The organism is Collinsella intestinalis (assembly GCF_902501455.1).
Lineage (GTDB): Bacteria > Actinomycetota > Coriobacteriia > Coriobacteriales > Coriobacteriaceae > Collinsella > Collinsella intestinalis.
In genome coordinates this window covers 40,464-56,720 of sequence record NZ_CABWIC010000002.1, presented here as the reverse complement: position 1 = coordinate 56,720, position 16,257 = coordinate 40,464, and the positions used below count along the sequence as shown (strand labels likewise).

At 63.7% G+C, this 16,257-nt stretch carries 10 protein-coding genes; 3 read left to right on the top strand and 7 right to left on the bottom strand.

Translation table 11 applies throughout. The features are described from left to right. Positions 1 to 35: 35 nt before the first annotated feature. Both AOBCEHNH_RS00600 and AOBCEHNH_RS00595 read right to left on the bottom strand, forming a co-directional pair. A complete protein-coding gene (locus AOBCEHNH_RS00600; RefSeq protein WP_193221130.1) occupies positions 36 to 5,213 on the bottom strand; it encodes a beta-N-acetylglucosaminidase domain-containing protein in 5,178 nt (1,725 codons plus the stop codon). Between the two features lie 292 nt (positions 5,214 to 5,505). Beyond that, entirely contained in the window at positions 5,506 to 6,399 is an 894-nt protein-coding gene (locus tag AOBCEHNH_RS00595; protein ID WP_152062774.1) for an aldose 1-epimerase family protein, read from the bottom strand. Positions 6,400 to 6,607: 208 nt separating this feature from the next. On the opposite strand from AOBCEHNH_RS00595, the gene AOBCEHNH_RS00590 reads away from it, so the two are divergent. Genes AOBCEHNH_RS00590 through AOBCEHNH_RS00580 form a run of 3 tightly spaced genes read left to right on the top strand, consistent with a single transcriptional unit; the run spans position 6,608 to position 10,881 of the window. After that, the gene (locus AOBCEHNH_RS00590; protein ID WP_226803169.1) at positions 6,608 to 7,099 is read left to right on the top strand and encodes a MarR family winged helix-turn-helix transcriptional regulator; all 492 of its coding nucleotides are present in this window, start codon (positions 6,608 to 6,610) and stop codon (positions 7,097 to 7,099) included. Next, the gene (locus AOBCEHNH_RS00585; protein WP_152062773.1) at positions 7,092 to 8,969 is read left to right on the top strand and encodes an ABC transporter ATP-binding protein; all 1,878 of its coding nucleotides are present in this window, start codon (positions 7,092 to 7,094) and stop codon (positions 8,967 to 8,969) included. The genes AOBCEHNH_RS00590 and AOBCEHNH_RS00585 overlap by 8 nt, the downstream gene beginning before the upstream one ends. Continuing rightward, a complete protein-coding gene (locus AOBCEHNH_RS00580; protein WP_152062772.1) occupies positions 8,962 to 10,881 on the top strand; it encodes an ABC transporter ATP-binding protein in 1,920 nt (639 codons plus the stop codon). The genes AOBCEHNH_RS00585 and AOBCEHNH_RS00580 overlap by 8 nt, the downstream gene beginning before the upstream one ends. A gap of 330 nt (positions 10,882 to 11,211) precedes the next feature. On the opposite strand, the gene AOBCEHNH_RS00575 is transcribed toward AOBCEHNH_RS00580, so the two are convergent. The 5 genes from AOBCEHNH_RS00575 to AOBCEHNH_RS00555 form a co-directional block, all read right to left on the bottom strand. Continuing rightward, positions 11,212 to 11,406 (bottom strand): heme exporter protein CcmD, encoded by a 195-nt coding sequence (locus tag AOBCEHNH_RS00575; RefSeq protein ID WP_118272255.1) that lies wholly within the window; start codon positions 11,404 to 11,406, stop codon positions 11,212 to 11,214. After that, entirely contained in the window at positions 11,407 to 12,300 is an 894-nt protein-coding gene (ccsA, locus tag AOBCEHNH_RS00570; protein ID WP_226803168.1) for a cytochrome c biogenesis protein CcsA, read from the bottom strand. A gap of 206 nt (positions 12,301 to 12,506) precedes the next feature. After that, on the bottom strand, positions 12,507 to 13,256 hold the full coding sequence (locus AOBCEHNH_RS00565) for a heme exporter protein CcmB (protein ID WP_152062770.1): 750 nt from the start codon (positions 13,254 to 13,256) through the stop codon (positions 12,507 to 12,509). Then, the gene (locus AOBCEHNH_RS00560; RefSeq protein ID WP_152062769.1) at positions 13,257 to 14,003 is read right to left on the bottom strand and encodes an ABC transporter ATP-binding protein; all 747 of its coding nucleotides are present in this window, start codon (positions 14,001 to 14,003) and stop codon (positions 13,257 to 13,259) included. Then, positions 13,996 to 16,149: a heme lyase CcmF/NrfE family subunit gene (locus AOBCEHNH_RS00555; protein WP_226803167.1), complete on the bottom strand. Its 2,154-nt coding sequence runs from the start codon at positions 16,147 to 16,149 to the stop codon at positions 13,996 to 13,998. The genes AOBCEHNH_RS00560 and AOBCEHNH_RS00555 overlap by 8 nt, the downstream gene beginning before the upstream one ends. Positions 16,150 to 16,257: the final 108 nt, after the last annotated feature.

Below are 16,257 nucleotides of genomic sequence, written 5' to 3'. Positions count from 1 at the left end.
AATCGTATGTGCCCTTCTCGCTGGGACGCGAGGGCTTAGGCGTTGCTGCGGCGGCGCTTGAGCGCGATGCCGGCGCCGGCGAGGGCGACCGCGGCGAAGGCGGTGCCGCCGATGAGCATCAGCGAGTCGTCGCCGGTCTGCACCAGCTTATCGGAGCTGGAACCGGGCTTGCCAGTAGAACCGTTGGCACCATTGCCGTTGGAATTGCCGCCCTGGCCACCGTTACCGGCGCCACCATTGCCGGTTTCGCCATTGCCGGCGCCACCGTTGCCGGAACCGCCGTTGCCAGAGCCCGATCCGCCCTGATCGGCGTTCTCAACGAGCGCGGCGAGGGCGTCCTTGAGTTCACGGGCGAGGCGATCGCCCTCAGCCTGGGACAGGTTGTCGGCGTTCTCCAGGCCCGCCTTGGCGGCATCGAGTGCATCCTGATATGCCTTCCAGCTCTCGGGCGTGAACTTAGAACCATCGGCAACGGCGCTGTCGATAAGCTGCTGCAGCTCAGTGCCCGCATATTTGAGCACCGGGCTGGAAAGGGCGCCCTCGATACCGGCCTTGAGATCGACGATCTGCTGGTAGGTCAGGCTTTCAGGAGCCTTGAGGGCCTCCTCGGCTGCCACGACCGCCTTGTCGAGCGCCGTCACGGAATCGGTCGTCCACGCCGCCGTATCGACGGTCTTCGCCTTGGCGACGAGGTCGCGCAGCGCCTCGATATCGCCATCGAGGGAAGCATCGACACCGCGGGTCAGGAAGATCTCGGAAATCTGGGGGACGGTGCCCTTGGGCCATTCGAAGACGATGTCCTTAACCGCGGAAACGCCCTTACCGAAGGACAGGTCCTTGAGGACGCTATCGAGAACCCCAAGCTCAACCGTCTTGGTCGCGGGCTCGCCCGCGCGAAGGTCCCCGCTGTAGACGACCGCTTTCACCTTGACGGCGGGCTGGGCCGCCTTGGAGATGACACGAACGCCGTCAAAGGGCGCCCCGTCGGCGCCGAACGGCTCGGACACGTGGTAGGTCAGCGTTCCCGCCTCGTCGGTAGCAGGCTGCCATGCGGTCAGCACGCTCTTGTCGAGCAGGTTGTCGGGTGTTTTGCCCTGCTGCTCAACCGCAGTGGTCTCAAAGTCGCCGCCGGCGTAGACCGGCACGTACTCGCCGCCGTTGATGCGCAGCTCGCCGATCTCGAACCAGCGCTCGGCGTAGGCCTTGGTGAAGCGGATGCGAATGAAGCGCGCGGTCTCGTCGACGCCCTCGCCGGACTTGATGAACATGTTGCCCGGGAAGTCCGTGGAGTGCGTCATCCACTTGGCCTCCTTCGCGGGCACGTCCTTACCGGGAGCGGCGATCTTGCCATCGCTGTTGATGTCGAGGACCGTCTTCCACTCGGCGTCCGGAGCGTCGGCCCTATCGGCGACCTCGATCACGGCATTGCGGATGTAATCGAGACTGGTCTCGGGGACGAAGTACTCAACGCTCTTGATCGAGCGCTCCTGGCCCAGGTCGAAAACGACCTTGGTGCCCTCGGAGGGGCCACCGCTGGACTTGGTGGCGGTGGCGACGTTGCCGTCGAAGATCTTGGCGGCGTCGAGGGTCTGGGCGCCGGGCAGCTCGCTCTTAACGATGCTAGGTGCGAGGGAGTGCAGGTAGCTGCCGGTGAGCGCCTTGAAGTCGACGGATGCCGCATCCGCCGTGGCGCGGTAGCCGACATAGCGGGCGCGGACGGGGTCGGCGCCCTTGAGCGGGCTCCACTCGATGCCGTTCTGGGAGTAGACGAGCTCCGCCCCCTTTGCGACCTGGGCATCCGCGTTGGCGAGGACAACCTCGCGGCGGACGGAGCCGAGGTCGACGGCGATGACGTCGCCCTTCTTGGGCAGGGTCGCCGATCCATCGGTTGTCTTGAAGGAGCCGTCACCCACACGGGCAGCGAGGCTCACACCCGCAAGGTCGAAGGAAGCGTAAAGGCTGTCCTTGCTATAAGAGAACTTCTCGAACGCGTTGAACTCGAAGAGCTGGAACCAGCTGTCAGTCGCGGCGGTAGAGACGAGCTTCACGCCCGTTGCCTCCACGCGGTCGAAGGTGATGGTCTGCTCGGAAGCGGAGGTCGGCGCGGGGAGCTCGGTCCATTTGCCGTCCGCCGCAGGTGCGGCGTCGGTAGTGTAGTAAAGCTTGGAGGCGGTGAACTTGTCGGCATCGCCCTGCTTGAGGTAGACGGTATCGATGAACTTGGGAGCACTGAACGAGAGCATCACGTAATCGTTTGCCTGGGTCTTCCGATTGCTCCAGAACTTGCTATCCGCATTGCCGTCGACAACGTTGACGATAGGGTTGTTCTGATACTGCGGCATGTTCGTGGTCGCGGTCGCAGTCGCCTCGATCTTACCGAAGCCAGCATGGAGGTCGACGACGCGCCACCACTTGGCGGTCTTGACGCCGTTGACGACTTTGATGGCCTTCGCGCTCACGGGACCGGCCAGCTGGATGGTCTGGGACTTGGCGGAGGTGATCACGCCGGCCTCGTGCCAGACGCCGTCGACGTCCTGGTAATAAGCCTTGCCGGACTCGATGACGTCATCGGAGCCGCCACCCTGCTTGAAGGTGATCGAGGTGATGGTCTTGGGGGCGTCGAACGTCACCTGGACGGCGGCGTCGACGGCGGTGGTGTCCCTGTCCTCGCCCTCGTCCTTGAACTTGAACCACGCCTCGGTGTCCTTACCGTCCGAAGCGTGCTGAAGGGGCTTGCTTCCGTCGGCGGAGACCTGGTTGGCGATGCTCACGGTGCCGGTGAACACGGCGTTCTCGTCGAGCTGTTTGTTGACCATGATCTCGTTGATGGTCGGCCAGGCGTCTTGGCGGTTGTCGCGCACGGCCACGATGCGCACGCCCTCGACGCCCTTGATGTCGAGGCCGGTGAGGGAGACCTTGCTGACGTTGAACTCCTGAGAGCCCTCGACGTCGATCCACTGGCCGCCCTTGAGGTACTGGACCTTGCTGGCGTCCATGAAGTCCTTGCCGCCGCCCTGGATGAAGGTGACGGACTTGAGATCGAAGGGCTTGCTCCTCACCATGCCGAAGTAATCACCCTCGACCAGCCTGTTCGGGCTCTGGTAGACGGCGCCGGTCTTGGGGTCGCCGTCGAAGACGGCGGCCGCGCTGCCCACGGGCGTGTCGGTGCGGCTGGTCACCAGCTTGGTGACCACGGCGTCAGGGTCGGCCGCCAGGGTCGCCTTCTCGGCGGTATAGGCGTCGAGAGCAAGGACCATCGGGGTGATGTGCGCCTTGCCGACGCGCGCGTACTCATAATGGTTGATGTACCACAGGGCGTGCCCGTTGGCACGCTCCAAGAGCCCGGCGCCCTCGGCGTACTTGGAGACGAGGGTGGACGCATCCCCCTCGATGCCGGCCTTCACGGCCTCGAGCTCGGCGAGCGCCGCAGCGGTCAAGTCATCCCAAGTGTCGAGCCAGGGCTTCATCTGCTCCGCCATCGCCTTGGTCCCGGCGTTCTCGCGATAGGTCTTGGCGGTGCGCTGCAGGTCCAGGAAGACCTTGGACACCTTGTCGACATCGGTTGCGGTCACCGTATCGGAGGAGAGCTTGGCACGGAAGTCCGCGAGCTCCTGCTTGATATCGGCAGACTCGTCGTTCTCCCATGTCGCGCCGCCGCCGTACATGCGCTTCATATGGCCGGACAGCTCGCGCAGGGCGTTGGAGCCCTCCGTCTCCTTGCCCGAGTTGTGATCGATGTAGCTGAAGGACTTCTCCCACACCTGGTCGGCATGCTCGGTAGAGCCCCACAGGTTCCAAGTGAAGTCCGCGGTCATGAAGATGCCCTGCTTGGAGGGCTCGGACTGCTGCATCGGGTTGATGACGACGCCCTTGACCTGGCCCGGCTTGAGATCGGAGCCGAGGAAGTTGTTGTGCCCACCCATATGCAGGGCGTCCTTGTCGTTGTCGGAGCAGGGCCAGTTGATCCACATGAAGGGGGCGACGCCCGAGTTGTTCTTGAAGGTGGTGGCGAAGGCGTTGTCAATCTTGCCCCAGACCCGACCGCCGGTGTTAATCACCTGGACGTTCTCGCCAAGGGTGCGGTACCAGCTCTCACCGTGGCCCATGTAGTCCACCGGGCAGAAGATCAGCGTGTCCTTAAGACCGGGGTACTTGAAGGTGCCGTCGGGATTCTTCTCGTTCTGGAGCTCGCGAAGCCACGCGGTCGTATCGTCGAGGAGTCTCTTGTAAAGCTCACCCGTGTGCTTATCCGCGCTCTCGTTGGGGCCGAGCTGATACCCGGCATCGTCTGCGAGAATCGCGATCTGGCGCGTGCCCGCATCAATCACCTGGAGGAACTTGGCCTTCATGATCTTGAAGGTCTCGTCGTAGTTGTCCTTGGTGATGGGGTTGTGCATGAAGGGGTGCAGCGCGTAGACAAAGCGCACCTTGGACTTGTTGCCCGCCTCTGCGAGGGGTTTGATCTTCTCGTCGATCTCCGCCTGGGTGTATTTCTCACGCCACTGGGAGTTGTGCTTGGGGTCGTCCTTGGGGGCGTAGAAGTAGGCGTTCAGCTTGTAGTAGCCGCCCCACTCCATCAGCGCCACGCGGTCGCGGGTGCTCCAGGGATTGCCGTAGTAGCCCTCGATGAAACCGCGGGTGATCACGTCGGCGTGATCGCTGGCAACCAGGGCGCGCAGCGAGCTATCGGCATCTTGCTGCAAGATCTGGAAGACTGTCGACAGGCCGTAAAACGCCGAATCGGTATCCTTGCCCAAGACGATGATGCGATTGGCGGCGCCATCCTCGGCGGGAAGGAGCGCGACCAGGTTCGCATCGGTCTGCTCGAACAGCTTGGCGTCATAGGCGAGCTTCTTGGCGTCCACGAGCTGCTTGACGTAAGAGTCAACCTGCTTGCCCGAACCCTTGATGCCGACCAGCACCGCGGTGCCACTCGTCGGCACGGCATCCGCGCTCTTGACGCTCTTGGCCTTGAGCTTGACCGCCTCCTCGAGGTGCGCCTCGGTCTCGGCGTCGATGCCGTCTTCGACGACCGTCGTCACGTTATCGGCGAACTCGACCGAGCCCTCCTGATAGGCGACCTTCTGCGGTGTTGGGAATATTTGATAATCGCCCTCCTGGGCATGCGCTCCAACGGGCATGAATAGCGTTCCCACACAGGCCGCCGCCGTTACAGCGAGCGCGGCGATCCTGCAACGCATACTTTGCTTCATCCTGCCTCCTCGATTGGATGATGTGCCCCCATGCGCATGTCGGCGCATTCCGACGGCACCTTACAAATTACCCACCATAGTTGTGTGGTGGGTAATTGCATCTGTCGGAGCGACAAACGTTCAATATCGTCGGTAGACGGTCAATCGTTTCAGCAGTTGTTATTTTGATGTAATACCAGTGGTCTATGCGAGGCGGCAGAAAAAGCGGGGCGCACCGAAACCCCGGTCGCGTCCCGCCCCACGTATATACGTCGTTGTTCACATTGCGCCGCGCGCTCGCAACAACGCCCCCCTACAGCACGGTCATGCTGAAGGAGAAGTCGCGGGTCTCGCCCGGAGCGATGACGGTGACGTTGCGCTTGTGCTCGAACACGTCATCCTCGCTGGTGAGCGTGGCGTGGCCGGTCCAGGGCTCGAGCGCGATGAACGGGGAGTTGCCCTGGCACGCGGACCAGATGCCGATGTACTTGAAATCCGCGAAGTCGATGCGCACGCCGCGACCGCTCTTGGTTCCGCGCAGGGTCAACGTGCCTCCCGGGACGTCCGTGAGCATGACGGCATCGCGGGAGAACAGCTCGCGGGTGACGGGGAGGACGTCGGCGTTCTCAACCGGAACGGTCGTCTCGTCGAACGTGAGCAGCCCACCCTCGGCGATAGTGGGGGCAACGCAGGTCCACGGCTCGGAGAACTCGATCACGTAATCCTCGAACGCCTCATCCCCGGCGCCGGGCGCGGGGACGTTGAACGCGGGGTGACCGCCCACGGAGAAGGGCATGTCGGCGGCACCCGTGTTGGTGACGGAGAAGGTCTGGGTGAGCGTCGCCTCGCCCGTGATGGCGTAGGTCATGTTGAGCTTAAACTCGTACGGATACGCCTCGAGCGTCTCCGGAGAGCTGGTGAACTCGAAGGTCACCGCAGAGCCATCCTCGGCTACCTCGGCGACGCGGTGCTCGTTGATGCGGGCGAGACCGTGGCGGGGCATGCGGCATGTGCCCTGGGCGCTCTCGGCCTCATCTCCGCGCAGGGAGCCGACGATGGGGAACAGGACCGGGGCGTGCTTGCCCCAAAACGCCGGGTCCGCCTGCCACAGATACTCGCGGCCATCGAGCTTGAGGCTCGTGAGCTCGGCGCCCTTGGAGCTGATGGTGGCGGAAAGACCGCCCTTGGAGATGGTCGTGTTCGACATGGCGAAACCTTTCGGACGAAGATGGAGGCGCACCGGGCGCCCATGGTGAACGGCGCTTGCGACGCCATTGCACACCCCATTATCCCCCGTTTGGCCCTGTCGTGCGACGGGCACATTAACGTTCGGTTCCATATTGTTCGGTACCTTGACTATCATGCCGGGCACTCGTACCCTCGAGTGGACGAATTCGAGAGTAGGAGGAACAGACATGGAAACACCCACGCCCAGCGCGATCTGCCGGGCCATGAGCAGCATCGAGACACCCGAGGCACAGCAGGACGAGACGATCATGCGCGCCAAGCGCATTCTCAGGGGGCTCGGCTTCTGCGGCCACTACATGCATTTCCACAGCGGCGGCCGATCCGGCCAGATCCCCATCCTATGCATGCTCGACCGCTGCGGGGGGACGCTCTCCCAACAGGAGCTCGGCATGCGCTTTGAGATCAAGCCCGGTTCGCTCTCCGAGATCCTCTCCAAGATGGAGACCGCCGGCCTGATCGAGCGCACGCGCGACACCAAGGACCGTCGCCAGCTGTTCGTCCACCTCACTGACGAGGGCACGCGCCTCGCCCACCTCGAACACGAGAAGCGCGACCGCTTCCGCCGCAGCGCCTTCGCCGCTCTAACCGTCGAGGAACAGGAGCAGCTCGCCGAGATGCTCGAGAAGATCCGCGTCACCTGGGAGGAACTTGATGATTAAAACCCTCGTGTCATCCGTTCGCGATTACAAGCTGCCGTCCATTGCCACACCGATCCTGGTGCTGTGCGAGGTCGCCTGCGAAATGGCGATTCCCTTCGTCACGGCCAACCTCATCGACACCATCAAAGACGGCGCGCAGATCGCACAGATCATGCCCACGGCCGGCGTTCTCGTGGGCCTCGCGCTCGTCTCGCTGTTCTTCGGTGCGGCGGCGGGCGTCACCTGCAGCTACGCAAGCTGCGGTTTTGCCAAGAACCTGCGCCACGACCTGTTCTACAAGATCCAGACGTTCTCGTTCGCCAACATCGACCGCTTCTCGAGCTCGTCGCTCGTGACGCGCCTCACCACCGACGTCACCAACGTGCAGCAGGCGTTCATGCTCATCATCCGCATCGCCGTCCGCGCGCCGCTCGTCTTGGTATTCGCCTTTGCCATGGCCTACGCCATGGGCGGCTACATCTCCTTTGTCTACCTGGCCATGATCCCGCTGCTCGGCTGCGGTCTGGGATTCATCATCCACAGGGTCGGGCCGATCTTCACCCGCGTGTTCCGCAAGTACGACGCGCTCAACGAGTCGGTCGAGGAGAACGTGACCGGCATGCGCGTGGTCAAGAGCTACGTGCGTGAGAACTATGAGAAGGAGAAGTTCGCCCGCGCCGCCGAGGACGTCCGCACCGACTTCACCCGCGCCGAGAAGCTGCTCGCCCTCAACAACCCGATGATGAACCTGTGCGTCAACGGTGCCTTCGTCGTCATCATCTACCTGGGTTCCAAGCTCATCATCACCAGCCAGGGCACTCTGTTCGACGTGGGCCAGCTCTCCTCCACCTTCACCTACGGATTCCAGATCCTCATGAGCCTCATGCAGCTCTCCATGATCTTCGTGATGGTCACCATGTCCGAGGAGAGCGCGAACCGTATCGTCGAGGTGCTGAACGCCGAGCCCACCATCACGAACCCCGCCGAGGCCGCACACGAGGTCGCGGACGGCTCGATCGACTTCGACCATGTGAGCTTCAAGTACTCCGAGCACGCCGAGCGCCAGGCACTCGACGACATCGACCTGCATATCGCAAGCGGCGAGACCGTCGGTATCATCGGCGGGACCGGTTCCGCCAAGTCCACGCTCGTGAACCTCATCGCACGCCTGTACGACGCGACCGAGGGCACCGTGCGCGTGGGCGGGCGCGATGTGCGCTCCTATGACCTCGATGCGCTGCGCCACGAGGTGGCCATGGTGCTGCAGAAAAACGTCCTGTTCAGTGGCACCATCGCGGAGAACCTGCGCTGGGGCGACGAGAACGCCACCGATGAGGAGATCCGCGAGGCGGCCCATCTGGCCTGCGCCGACGAGTTCATCGACGGCTTCCCGAAGGGCTACGACACATGGATCGAACAGGGCGGCTCCAACGTCTCGGGCGGTCAGAAGCAGCGCCTGTGCATCGCGCGAGCCCTGCTGCGCCGTCCCAAGATCTTGATCTTGGACGACTCCACGAGCGCCGTGGACACCAAGACCGACGCCAAGATCCGCGCGGGCCTCGCCGCCTACCTGCCCGAGACCACCAAGCTCATCATCGCCCAGCGCATCGCCTCCGTGCAGGACGCCGACCGCATCATCGTGATGGAGGGCGGCCGCATTGCCGCAATGGGCACGCACGAGGAGCTGCTCGAGACCTCCGAGATCTACCGCGAGACGTTCACCTCGCAAAACAAGATGGGTGAGGAAACCGTGGACGGCGACGGCTCCCAGAACGCCGATGACGATGCGCCCGCAACACGCGAGACCGGCGACGCCGATCGTCAAACCGCCGCAGAACTTACCCACGCATTCGAAACCACGATGCAGGAAGGGGGTGAGGCCCATGAGTAAGCCCGCCGACAACGCGCGCGCCAGGGGCTCCAAACCCGGCACGCTCAAGCGCCTCGTCAAGATGCTCTTCTCGTTCTATCCGGTCCTGCTTCCGCTGGTGATGCTCGGCGTGGTGCTGTGCGCCCTCATCAACTCCATCGGTTCGGTCTTCCTGCAGAAGGCCCTCGAGGTCATCTCGACCTCCTGGCAGACCGGCGATTGGGCCGCAGCGCGCCCGCAGATCTTGGGCCTCGTGACCACGCTCGGCGTCATCTACATCATCGGCAACCTGTCCTCGCTCTTCTGGAACCGCTACATGGGCGTCGTCACGCAGGGTTCGCTCATGAAGCTGCGCGAGAAGATGTTCAACCACATGCAGGACCTGCCGATCCGTTACTTCGACACCAACCAGCGCGGTGACATCATGTCGCACTACACCAACGACATCGACACCCTGCGCCAGATGATCTCGCAATCGCTGCCAAACCTGGTCATGACCGTCATCGTTTTGACCACGGTGTTCAGCATCATGCTCTACTTCTCGGTGTGGATGTGCCTGGTCATCGTCATCGGCGTGCTGTGCATGGTCGCACTCACCAAGGTGCTCGGGTCAAACTCCGCCCGCTTCTTCATTGCGCAGCAGCGCGAGCTCGGCGTGGTCGAGGGTCATATCGAGGAAGTCATGGGCGGCCAGAAAGTCGTGAAGGCGTTCTGCCATGAGGCGGCCGCCGAGGCCGATTTCGACGAGCGCAACGAGCGCCTGTTCGAGGTGTCCCAGAAGGCGAACATGTTCGCCAATATCCTCATGCCCGTCCTCATGAACCTCGGCAACCTCATCTACGTGATGGTTGCCCTGGCAGGTGGCGTGTTCCTCGCGCTCGGCGTTCCGAATCTGTCCATCTCGGGCCTGCCGCTGTCCATCGCCGTGGTGGTTCCGTTCCTCAACATGACCAAGCAGTTCTGCGGCCAGATCGGCCAGATCTCCCAGCAGATCAACGCCGTGGTCATGGGTCTGGCGGGCGCTGAGCGTATCTTCGCTCTTCTCGACGAGGAGCCCGAGACCGACGAGGGGTACGTCACGCTCGTGAACGCCCAGGTCAACCCGGATACCTGGGAGATCGAGGAGGCCGACCACCACACCGGCCTGTGGGCCTGGAAGCACCCGCACCGCGCGGACGGCACCGTGACCTATGTGCCCCTGCGCGGTGACGTGCAGATGGACGACGTCGACTTTGGCTACACGCCCGACCACGAGGTTTTGCATGGCGTGTCCGTGTACGCCAAGCCCGGTCAGAAGGTCGCCTTTGTGGGCGCGACGGGCGCGGGCAAGACGACGATCACCAACCTCATCAACCGCTTCTACGACATCGCCGACGGCAAGATCCGCTACGACGGCATCAACGTGAACAAGATCCGCAAGGCAGACCTGCGCCGTTCGCTCGGCGTGGTGCTCCAGGACGTCAACCTGTTCACCGGCACCGTGATGGACAACATCCGCTACGGCAGCCTTGAGGCCACCGACGAGGAGTGCATCCATGCCGCCGAGCTGGCGGGAGCCGACGACTTCATCCGTCGCCTGCCCGAGGGGTACGACACCATGCTCACCGGCAACGGCTCGCAGCTCTCGCAGGGACAGCGCCAGCTCATCTCCATCGCGCGCGCCGCGGTTGCCGATCCGCCGGCGATGATCCTGGACGAGGCGACGAGCTCCATCGACACGCGCACCGAAGCCATCGTGCAGCGCGGTATGGACGCGCTCATGCAGGGTCGAACGACCTTCGTGATCGCCCATCGCCTGAGCACCGTGCGCAACTCCGATGTCATCATCTGCCTGGACCACGGGCGCGTGATCGAGCGCGGCACGCACGACGAGCTCATCGCCAAGCGCGGTTACTACTACCAGCTCTACACCGGCGCGTTTGAACTCGAGTAAGCCCGCCCTTCGATGCGGGGCGAGACGGGCGCTTCCGACGAGCGGCCCGAACGCCCCCGCTCCGGGCAGGTCGTTGGCAGCGCAGTTCGCGGCCGTCGGAGGCCGTTGGCGGCTGTCGGAGGTTGTCGGAAGCCGTTGGATACTGCTGGAGGTTATGAACGATTAACTCCCTGCCACCTGTTTTGAGTGCATTATTTCCGCAGGTAGATATGTGTACAAAAAAGGAGCTTATGAACGAATGGTTCATAAGCTCCTTTTCTTGGCGGCAAATCGTTCATAGCCTCACGAGCGGCCGCGCCATTCACGCCCGCACGCGTTGGCCAGGCACGACTACTTACCCGCGCGGCGCTCACGATCCTCGAGGGCGCGCTTGAGGGCGTCGATATCGGCCTCGGTGCGCTTGGACTTACGCCAAAGGGAGAAGACGAAGGCGAACAGGGCGAGCAGGATGCCCACATACGCAGCGAGCACGTAGGGGGCGGCGGGCAACACGGTCGAATAGACCTCGGAGAGAATCGGATCCATTTAATCCTCCTTGGACGGGATAGGCGGCATGTCGCCCGCGTGGGCGGCGGGGTCAGCGGCAGAGTCGGCAACGGGGTCGGCCGCAACCAGCGCGGCGGCCTGAGCCTGCAGGCGCTCGAGCGCCTCATCGGCCGCGGCGCGCTGAGCCGAGGCATCGAGCTCCTCGAGGCGCTCCTTCAGCTCCTCCACCTCATCCGCGGCGGTATTGACCCGCAGGGCATAGCGATACAGGGCGAACGCGATCATGCACATGCCGAACAAGCCGAGCAAGAACGGAATGAGCATCGCCGGCGGCAAGCCCGAATCGGTCCGGAACACCACGGGGTGCACGGAGCTCGGCACCAAGCGCGTGATGAAGAACGAAATGGGCGCATCGATGAAGGCGATGATGCAAAACACCGCGCCAAAGCGTGCGGAACGCTCGGGATCGTCGAGCGCGTTACGCAGGATGAAGTAGCCGATCACCAGCAACATGAGGATGAAATACGTGGTGAGGCGCGGCTCCCAGACCCACCAGACACCCCACTCGAAACGCGTCCACACGTCGCCCGAGATCATCGTGGCGATGATGAACACGAGCGTGACCTGCATTGCCGTGCGAGATGCGCGGTCGTGCGCACGGTCCTTCGTAGCAAGGAAGCGGGCGGCGAAAAAGGCGGCAACCGCCATCGCCGCGAACGACGCCACGGCCACGGGGACGTGCAGATAAAAGATTTTTTGGCTGAGCAGCAACTTGGTGGTGACCACCTGACCGGCGATAATCGCGGGCTCTGAGAGCCTCGCTCCCTGTACCAGCGGAGCCACCGTGAACGTCCACACCACGTCGATCGCAGTGAGCACGGCGCCTATCGCGAGCAATGCGGGCACCAGCCTGTCGGCGAGCTTCTCGCGCATCTTGTTCCTTTCCATGCAGATGGCAGGCATCGGACGCTTACGCCACGAACCTGCGATTTTTGTCACTACATACTAGCGCATGCCGCACGGGCGCAACCCCGATAGATGGAGGCGGAGGCAACGCACGACACACGGCGCACGACACGCAACGCACCGCACACGGCGCGAGGGTACGGTCTCGATGGAAACCGGCAGATCATGGAGCGCTAGGAATCGAGGGCGAATTCGTACAAGCCCCACGCGGCAGCGACCATCACCACGTCATACGCGGCGGCGAGCGCCAGGCTCCGCCAGAACGTGGCAAAGGTTCCCTCGACGCCCATCAGCGCAACACCGGTCGCGGAGACGCAAGCGTACAGCAGTGGAAATGCCACGGGGATGAACAAAATCGCGAGCAGCACGTCGCGGCCGCGCGTGTCAATCGCCATGGTGGACAGCAGCGTACCGACCCCCGCCACGCCGATCGTACCGACCAACAGTGGCAGCAGGATCATGGGAGTCGTGGGCGGCAGCTCGGCACCCGAAAGGAAGAACACGAAGAACAGCGGAACCGTGACCAACTCGACCATCAGAAGGAACAGCAAGTTGGACGTCGCCTTGGCAAGAAACACCACCGCGCGGTCGATCGGCGCGAGCAAAATGCCCTCGAGGCAACCCGACTCGGTCTCATGGCTGAAACTGCGATTCAAGCCCAGCAAGCTCGTGAACACGATGAGCGCCCACAGCAGGCCGCCCGCGAAAGACACGATCTGCAGCTTGTCTCCCACCTGAGCGAGCGCGGCGCCGTAAATGGTGAGCACGAGCAGCGAATAGACGATCATCGACGTGAGCATCTCGCGCGTGCGGAACTCCTGCCGAACGTCTTTGGCAAGTAGGGCCCTGTACTGCGCGAACGCAGAGGGGCGCAGATGTTCGACCCGATCGACGCCGGATTTCCCGCGATGCATCCCAGCCATTTACGCCACCCCCATTCCAACGGTAGCCAAATACAGGTCTCGGAAGGCCACACGATCTATCTTGGCCGTCTCGGCACACACCACCGCGCGTCCACGCGCCATGATGAGCGCGTGGGTACACAGGTCAAAGCCCTTTTCGAGGTCGTGGCTGACCATCACAAACGTGCGCCCATCGCGAACGCGGGCGATCAGGCGATCGAAGAGCTCCGCGGCATGCGGATCGAGGCCCGAATACGGCTCGTCGAGCAACACGAGCTCAGGGTCGTTGATGAGGGCGCGGGCAATAGAGAGGCGCTGCTGCATGCCGCGCGAGAAGGTACGAGCACAATCGTTCGCGCGATGGTCGAGCTCGACCAGGCGCAGCAGCTCGTCGATGCGAGCGCCCGCTTCCGGTCCCTCCAGCCCGTACAGACTCGCAAAGAACGCCAGGTTCTCACGCGCGGTCAGATCGCCGTAAAGCATGGTCTTGTGCGAGATGAGACCGATGCGGGAGCGCAAAACGTCGGGCTCTTCAAGGGCGTCGACACCGAGAATCCGCAGCTCACCGCCAGTCGGCCGCGCCAGAAGGGCAAGCTCGCGCAGAAGCGTGGTCTTTCCGGCGCCATTGGGGCCAAAGATGGAGAGGAACCCACCCTGTGGCAGCTCCAGGTCGAGGCCGTCGAGCGCACGACGGCCGCCGAACTGCTTGACGAGCCCTCTGGCCTCAATGGCGAGCGGCGCTGCGGATTCGGGGACAGGGCTACTCATGCAGCTCACCCTCGGCACAAGATGCGGCCGCACGCTCGCGCTCGTCGGCTGCCAAAAGCGGCGTGGCGCGGCGGGGTGCGAACGCGAGCACGATGCCCAGCGTGGAGATCGCGCCACCCGCCCACGTGAACAGGATGAGCGGGTTCACCTTGACGTTGAGCGACAGGCTGCCGTCCGGATTCAGACCCTGGAACGCCACGAACAGGTCTTCGAGCGGGAACGTGATGACGGCCGCATCGAGCGTGGTCTGACTCGTGGCGGCCGCGACCTTCATGGAGGGCGCCACGTGTCCGAGCGGCCGCCCGGTCTCGGCGTTCGTCACGTCGAGCTCAACGCGCATGATCTCGTTGTTTTGATCGTCGGAATAGCGTTCGCTGTCCGTGAATGTAAGCTCATAGGCACCCACACGCACCGACTCGCCGGCCTCGCCCGCCAGGTTCACCGTGGCCTCGCGCACATACATCATGGAACCCACCAGGCCCACCACCACGATGGCAACGCCCAGGTGACACAGGTAGCCGCCGGCCTGCGCGGGCGAGCGGCGGAACAGGTTGACCAGCGCGAGCGGCATGCCCTCGCCTTTGGCGCGCATGCGGCCGCGCACACCGCGGCCCAACAGATACAGCGAGCTCGTGAACAGCAGGGCGGCAGACGCGAAGGCGAGCACCGTCAAACCGAAGTAATAAACCGCGGGGCCCTGCTCGGCAAGCGCCTCGCCCGCCGCCCCGCCGGCCGCGATGATCTCGTGATACTCGGGGACCAGCACCAGTGCGAAGTACGCCATGAGCGCGACGAACACCGCCGCGCCGGCGATGGCGGGGACGCGCATGTGGCGGGCGAACTTGGCACGGTCGGTCTTGCGCCAGCCCAGCATGGGGCACACGGCCATGAGCAAAACCACGAACACAGCCACGGGACGGGCCACGGCATTGTACGCGCCAGCGGCAACCACCGCACCGCCCAGCGGCATCCAACTCGGCAGGGCGCTCGACACCGTGAGGTAGGCCACGAGCACGCCGGCCATGAGCATCACGATATTGGTCAGGTAGTACGACCCGCTCTTGGAGATCATGGACTCGATCTCACCGTCGTCCTCGCCGAACTCGGCATGGCGGTACGCGACGCCCAGCAAGAACGCCAGTCCGCTCACCACCATGATGGCGAGGAAGAAATAGGTGGACACCGGGTCCTCGGCAAACGCGTGCACGCTCTGCACCAGACCGGAGCGCGTGATAAAAGTGCCGAGCACCACGAAGATGAAGGTGATCGTGGCCGACAGCATGCTCCAGCGCTTGAAGATGCCGCGTTTGCGGTACATCGTGAAGCTATGGATCATGGCGACGCACGTGAGCCAGCTCATGAGGCTGGCGTTCTCCACGGCGTCCCACGCCCAGAAGCCTCCCCACCCGAGCACGACGTAAGCCCACACCGCTCCCAGGCCCATGCCAATGGACAGGAAGATGAATCCGAACACCGCCATGCGGTCGCACAGCTCAACCCAGCGCGCGGACAGGTCGCCGGTGATGAGCGCGGCCGTGGCATAGGCGAACGGGATGGTCATCGCGGCGTAGCCGATGAAGGTCGCCGGCGGGTGCAGGATCATTGCCCAATGCATGAGCAGCGGGTTCATGCCGCCGATCTTGGACACCAGGGTGCCGTCGGCGTTGAGGTACTCCGCGGCCGTGGCCATAAACGGATTGTTGGACGCCGAAAAGACGAGCGTGGCGGTGAACAACGCGACCACGATCTCGGTCACGCCGAGGGCCGCGCACGTGAGCTCTTCGCTCGCACGGCGGCGACGGTACGCCTGGGCCGCGGCGAATGCGGAGATGAGCCACGTCCACAGCAAAAGCGAGCCCTGGCGGCCAGCCCACACGGCACTCACACGGTAGAGCGGCTGCAGGGGGCTATCGGTCGCGGGATAGTTCGAGACCACGTAGGCCAGGGTGTAATCCTCGGTCAGCATGCCCATGAGCACAATGCCCACGCAGGCGGTCAGCAGCGCGAAGGAGGCGTACACGAACACGTATCCGGTGCGCGCCGGACGCGAGCTCGGACGCTTCGAACCCGCGATGAGCATCAACGCCGAAACGACGGAAAACACGAGCGCCAGGCTCTGCATGGTATTGCCAAGAGTTGAGGTCATGGGAAACCTTTCTGGTGCGAAGGGGCGCCCGCGCGCATCGCCGAAGATGCGAGGCGGGCGCCCAACCGACGCACCGGGGCCCCGGACGCGCATTCACATCCGGGGCCC

What these genes read in the sequence shown, in the direction of transcription:
- AOBCEHNH_RS00600 (WP_193221130.1), bottom strand. Translation starts at nt 5,213, where the DNA reads ATGAAGCAAAGTATGCGTTGCAGGATCGCCGCGCTCGCTGTAACGGCG.
- AOBCEHNH_RS00595 (WP_152062774.1), bottom strand. Translation starts at nt 6,399, where the DNA reads ATGTCGAACACGACCATCTCCAAGGGCGGTCTTTCCGCCACCATCAGC.
- AOBCEHNH_RS00590 (WP_226803169.1), top strand. Translation starts at nt 6,608, where the DNA reads ATGGAAACACCCACGCCCAGCGCGATCTGCCGGGCCATGAGCAGCATC.
- AOBCEHNH_RS00585 (WP_152062773.1), top strand. Translation starts at nt 7,092, where the DNA reads ATGATTAAAACCCTCGTGTCATCCGTTCGCGATTACAAGCTGCCGTCC.
- AOBCEHNH_RS00580 (WP_152062772.1), top strand. Translation starts at nt 8,962, where the DNA reads ATGAGTAAGCCCGCCGACAACGCGCGCGCCAGGGGCTCCAAACCCGGC.
- AOBCEHNH_RS00575 (WP_118272255.1), bottom strand. Translation starts at nt 11,406, where the DNA reads ATGGATCCGATTCTCTCCGAGGTCTATTCGACCGTGTTGCCCGCCGCC.
- ccsA (WP_226803168.1), bottom strand. Translation starts at nt 12,300, where the DNA reads ATGCGCGAGAAGCTCGCCGACAGGCTGGTGCCCGCATTGCTCGCGATA.
- AOBCEHNH_RS00565 (WP_152062770.1), bottom strand. Translation starts at nt 13,256, where the DNA reads ATGGCTGGGATGCATCGCGGGAAATCCGGCGTCGATCGGGTCGAACAT.
- AOBCEHNH_RS00560 (WP_152062769.1), bottom strand. Translation starts at nt 14,003, where the DNA reads ATGAGTAGCCCTGTCCCCGAATCCGCAGCGCCGCTCGCCATTGAGGCC.
- AOBCEHNH_RS00555 (WP_226803167.1), bottom strand. Translation starts at nt 16,149, where the DNA reads ATGACCTCAACTCTTGGCAATACCATGCAGAGCCTGGCGCTCGTGTTT.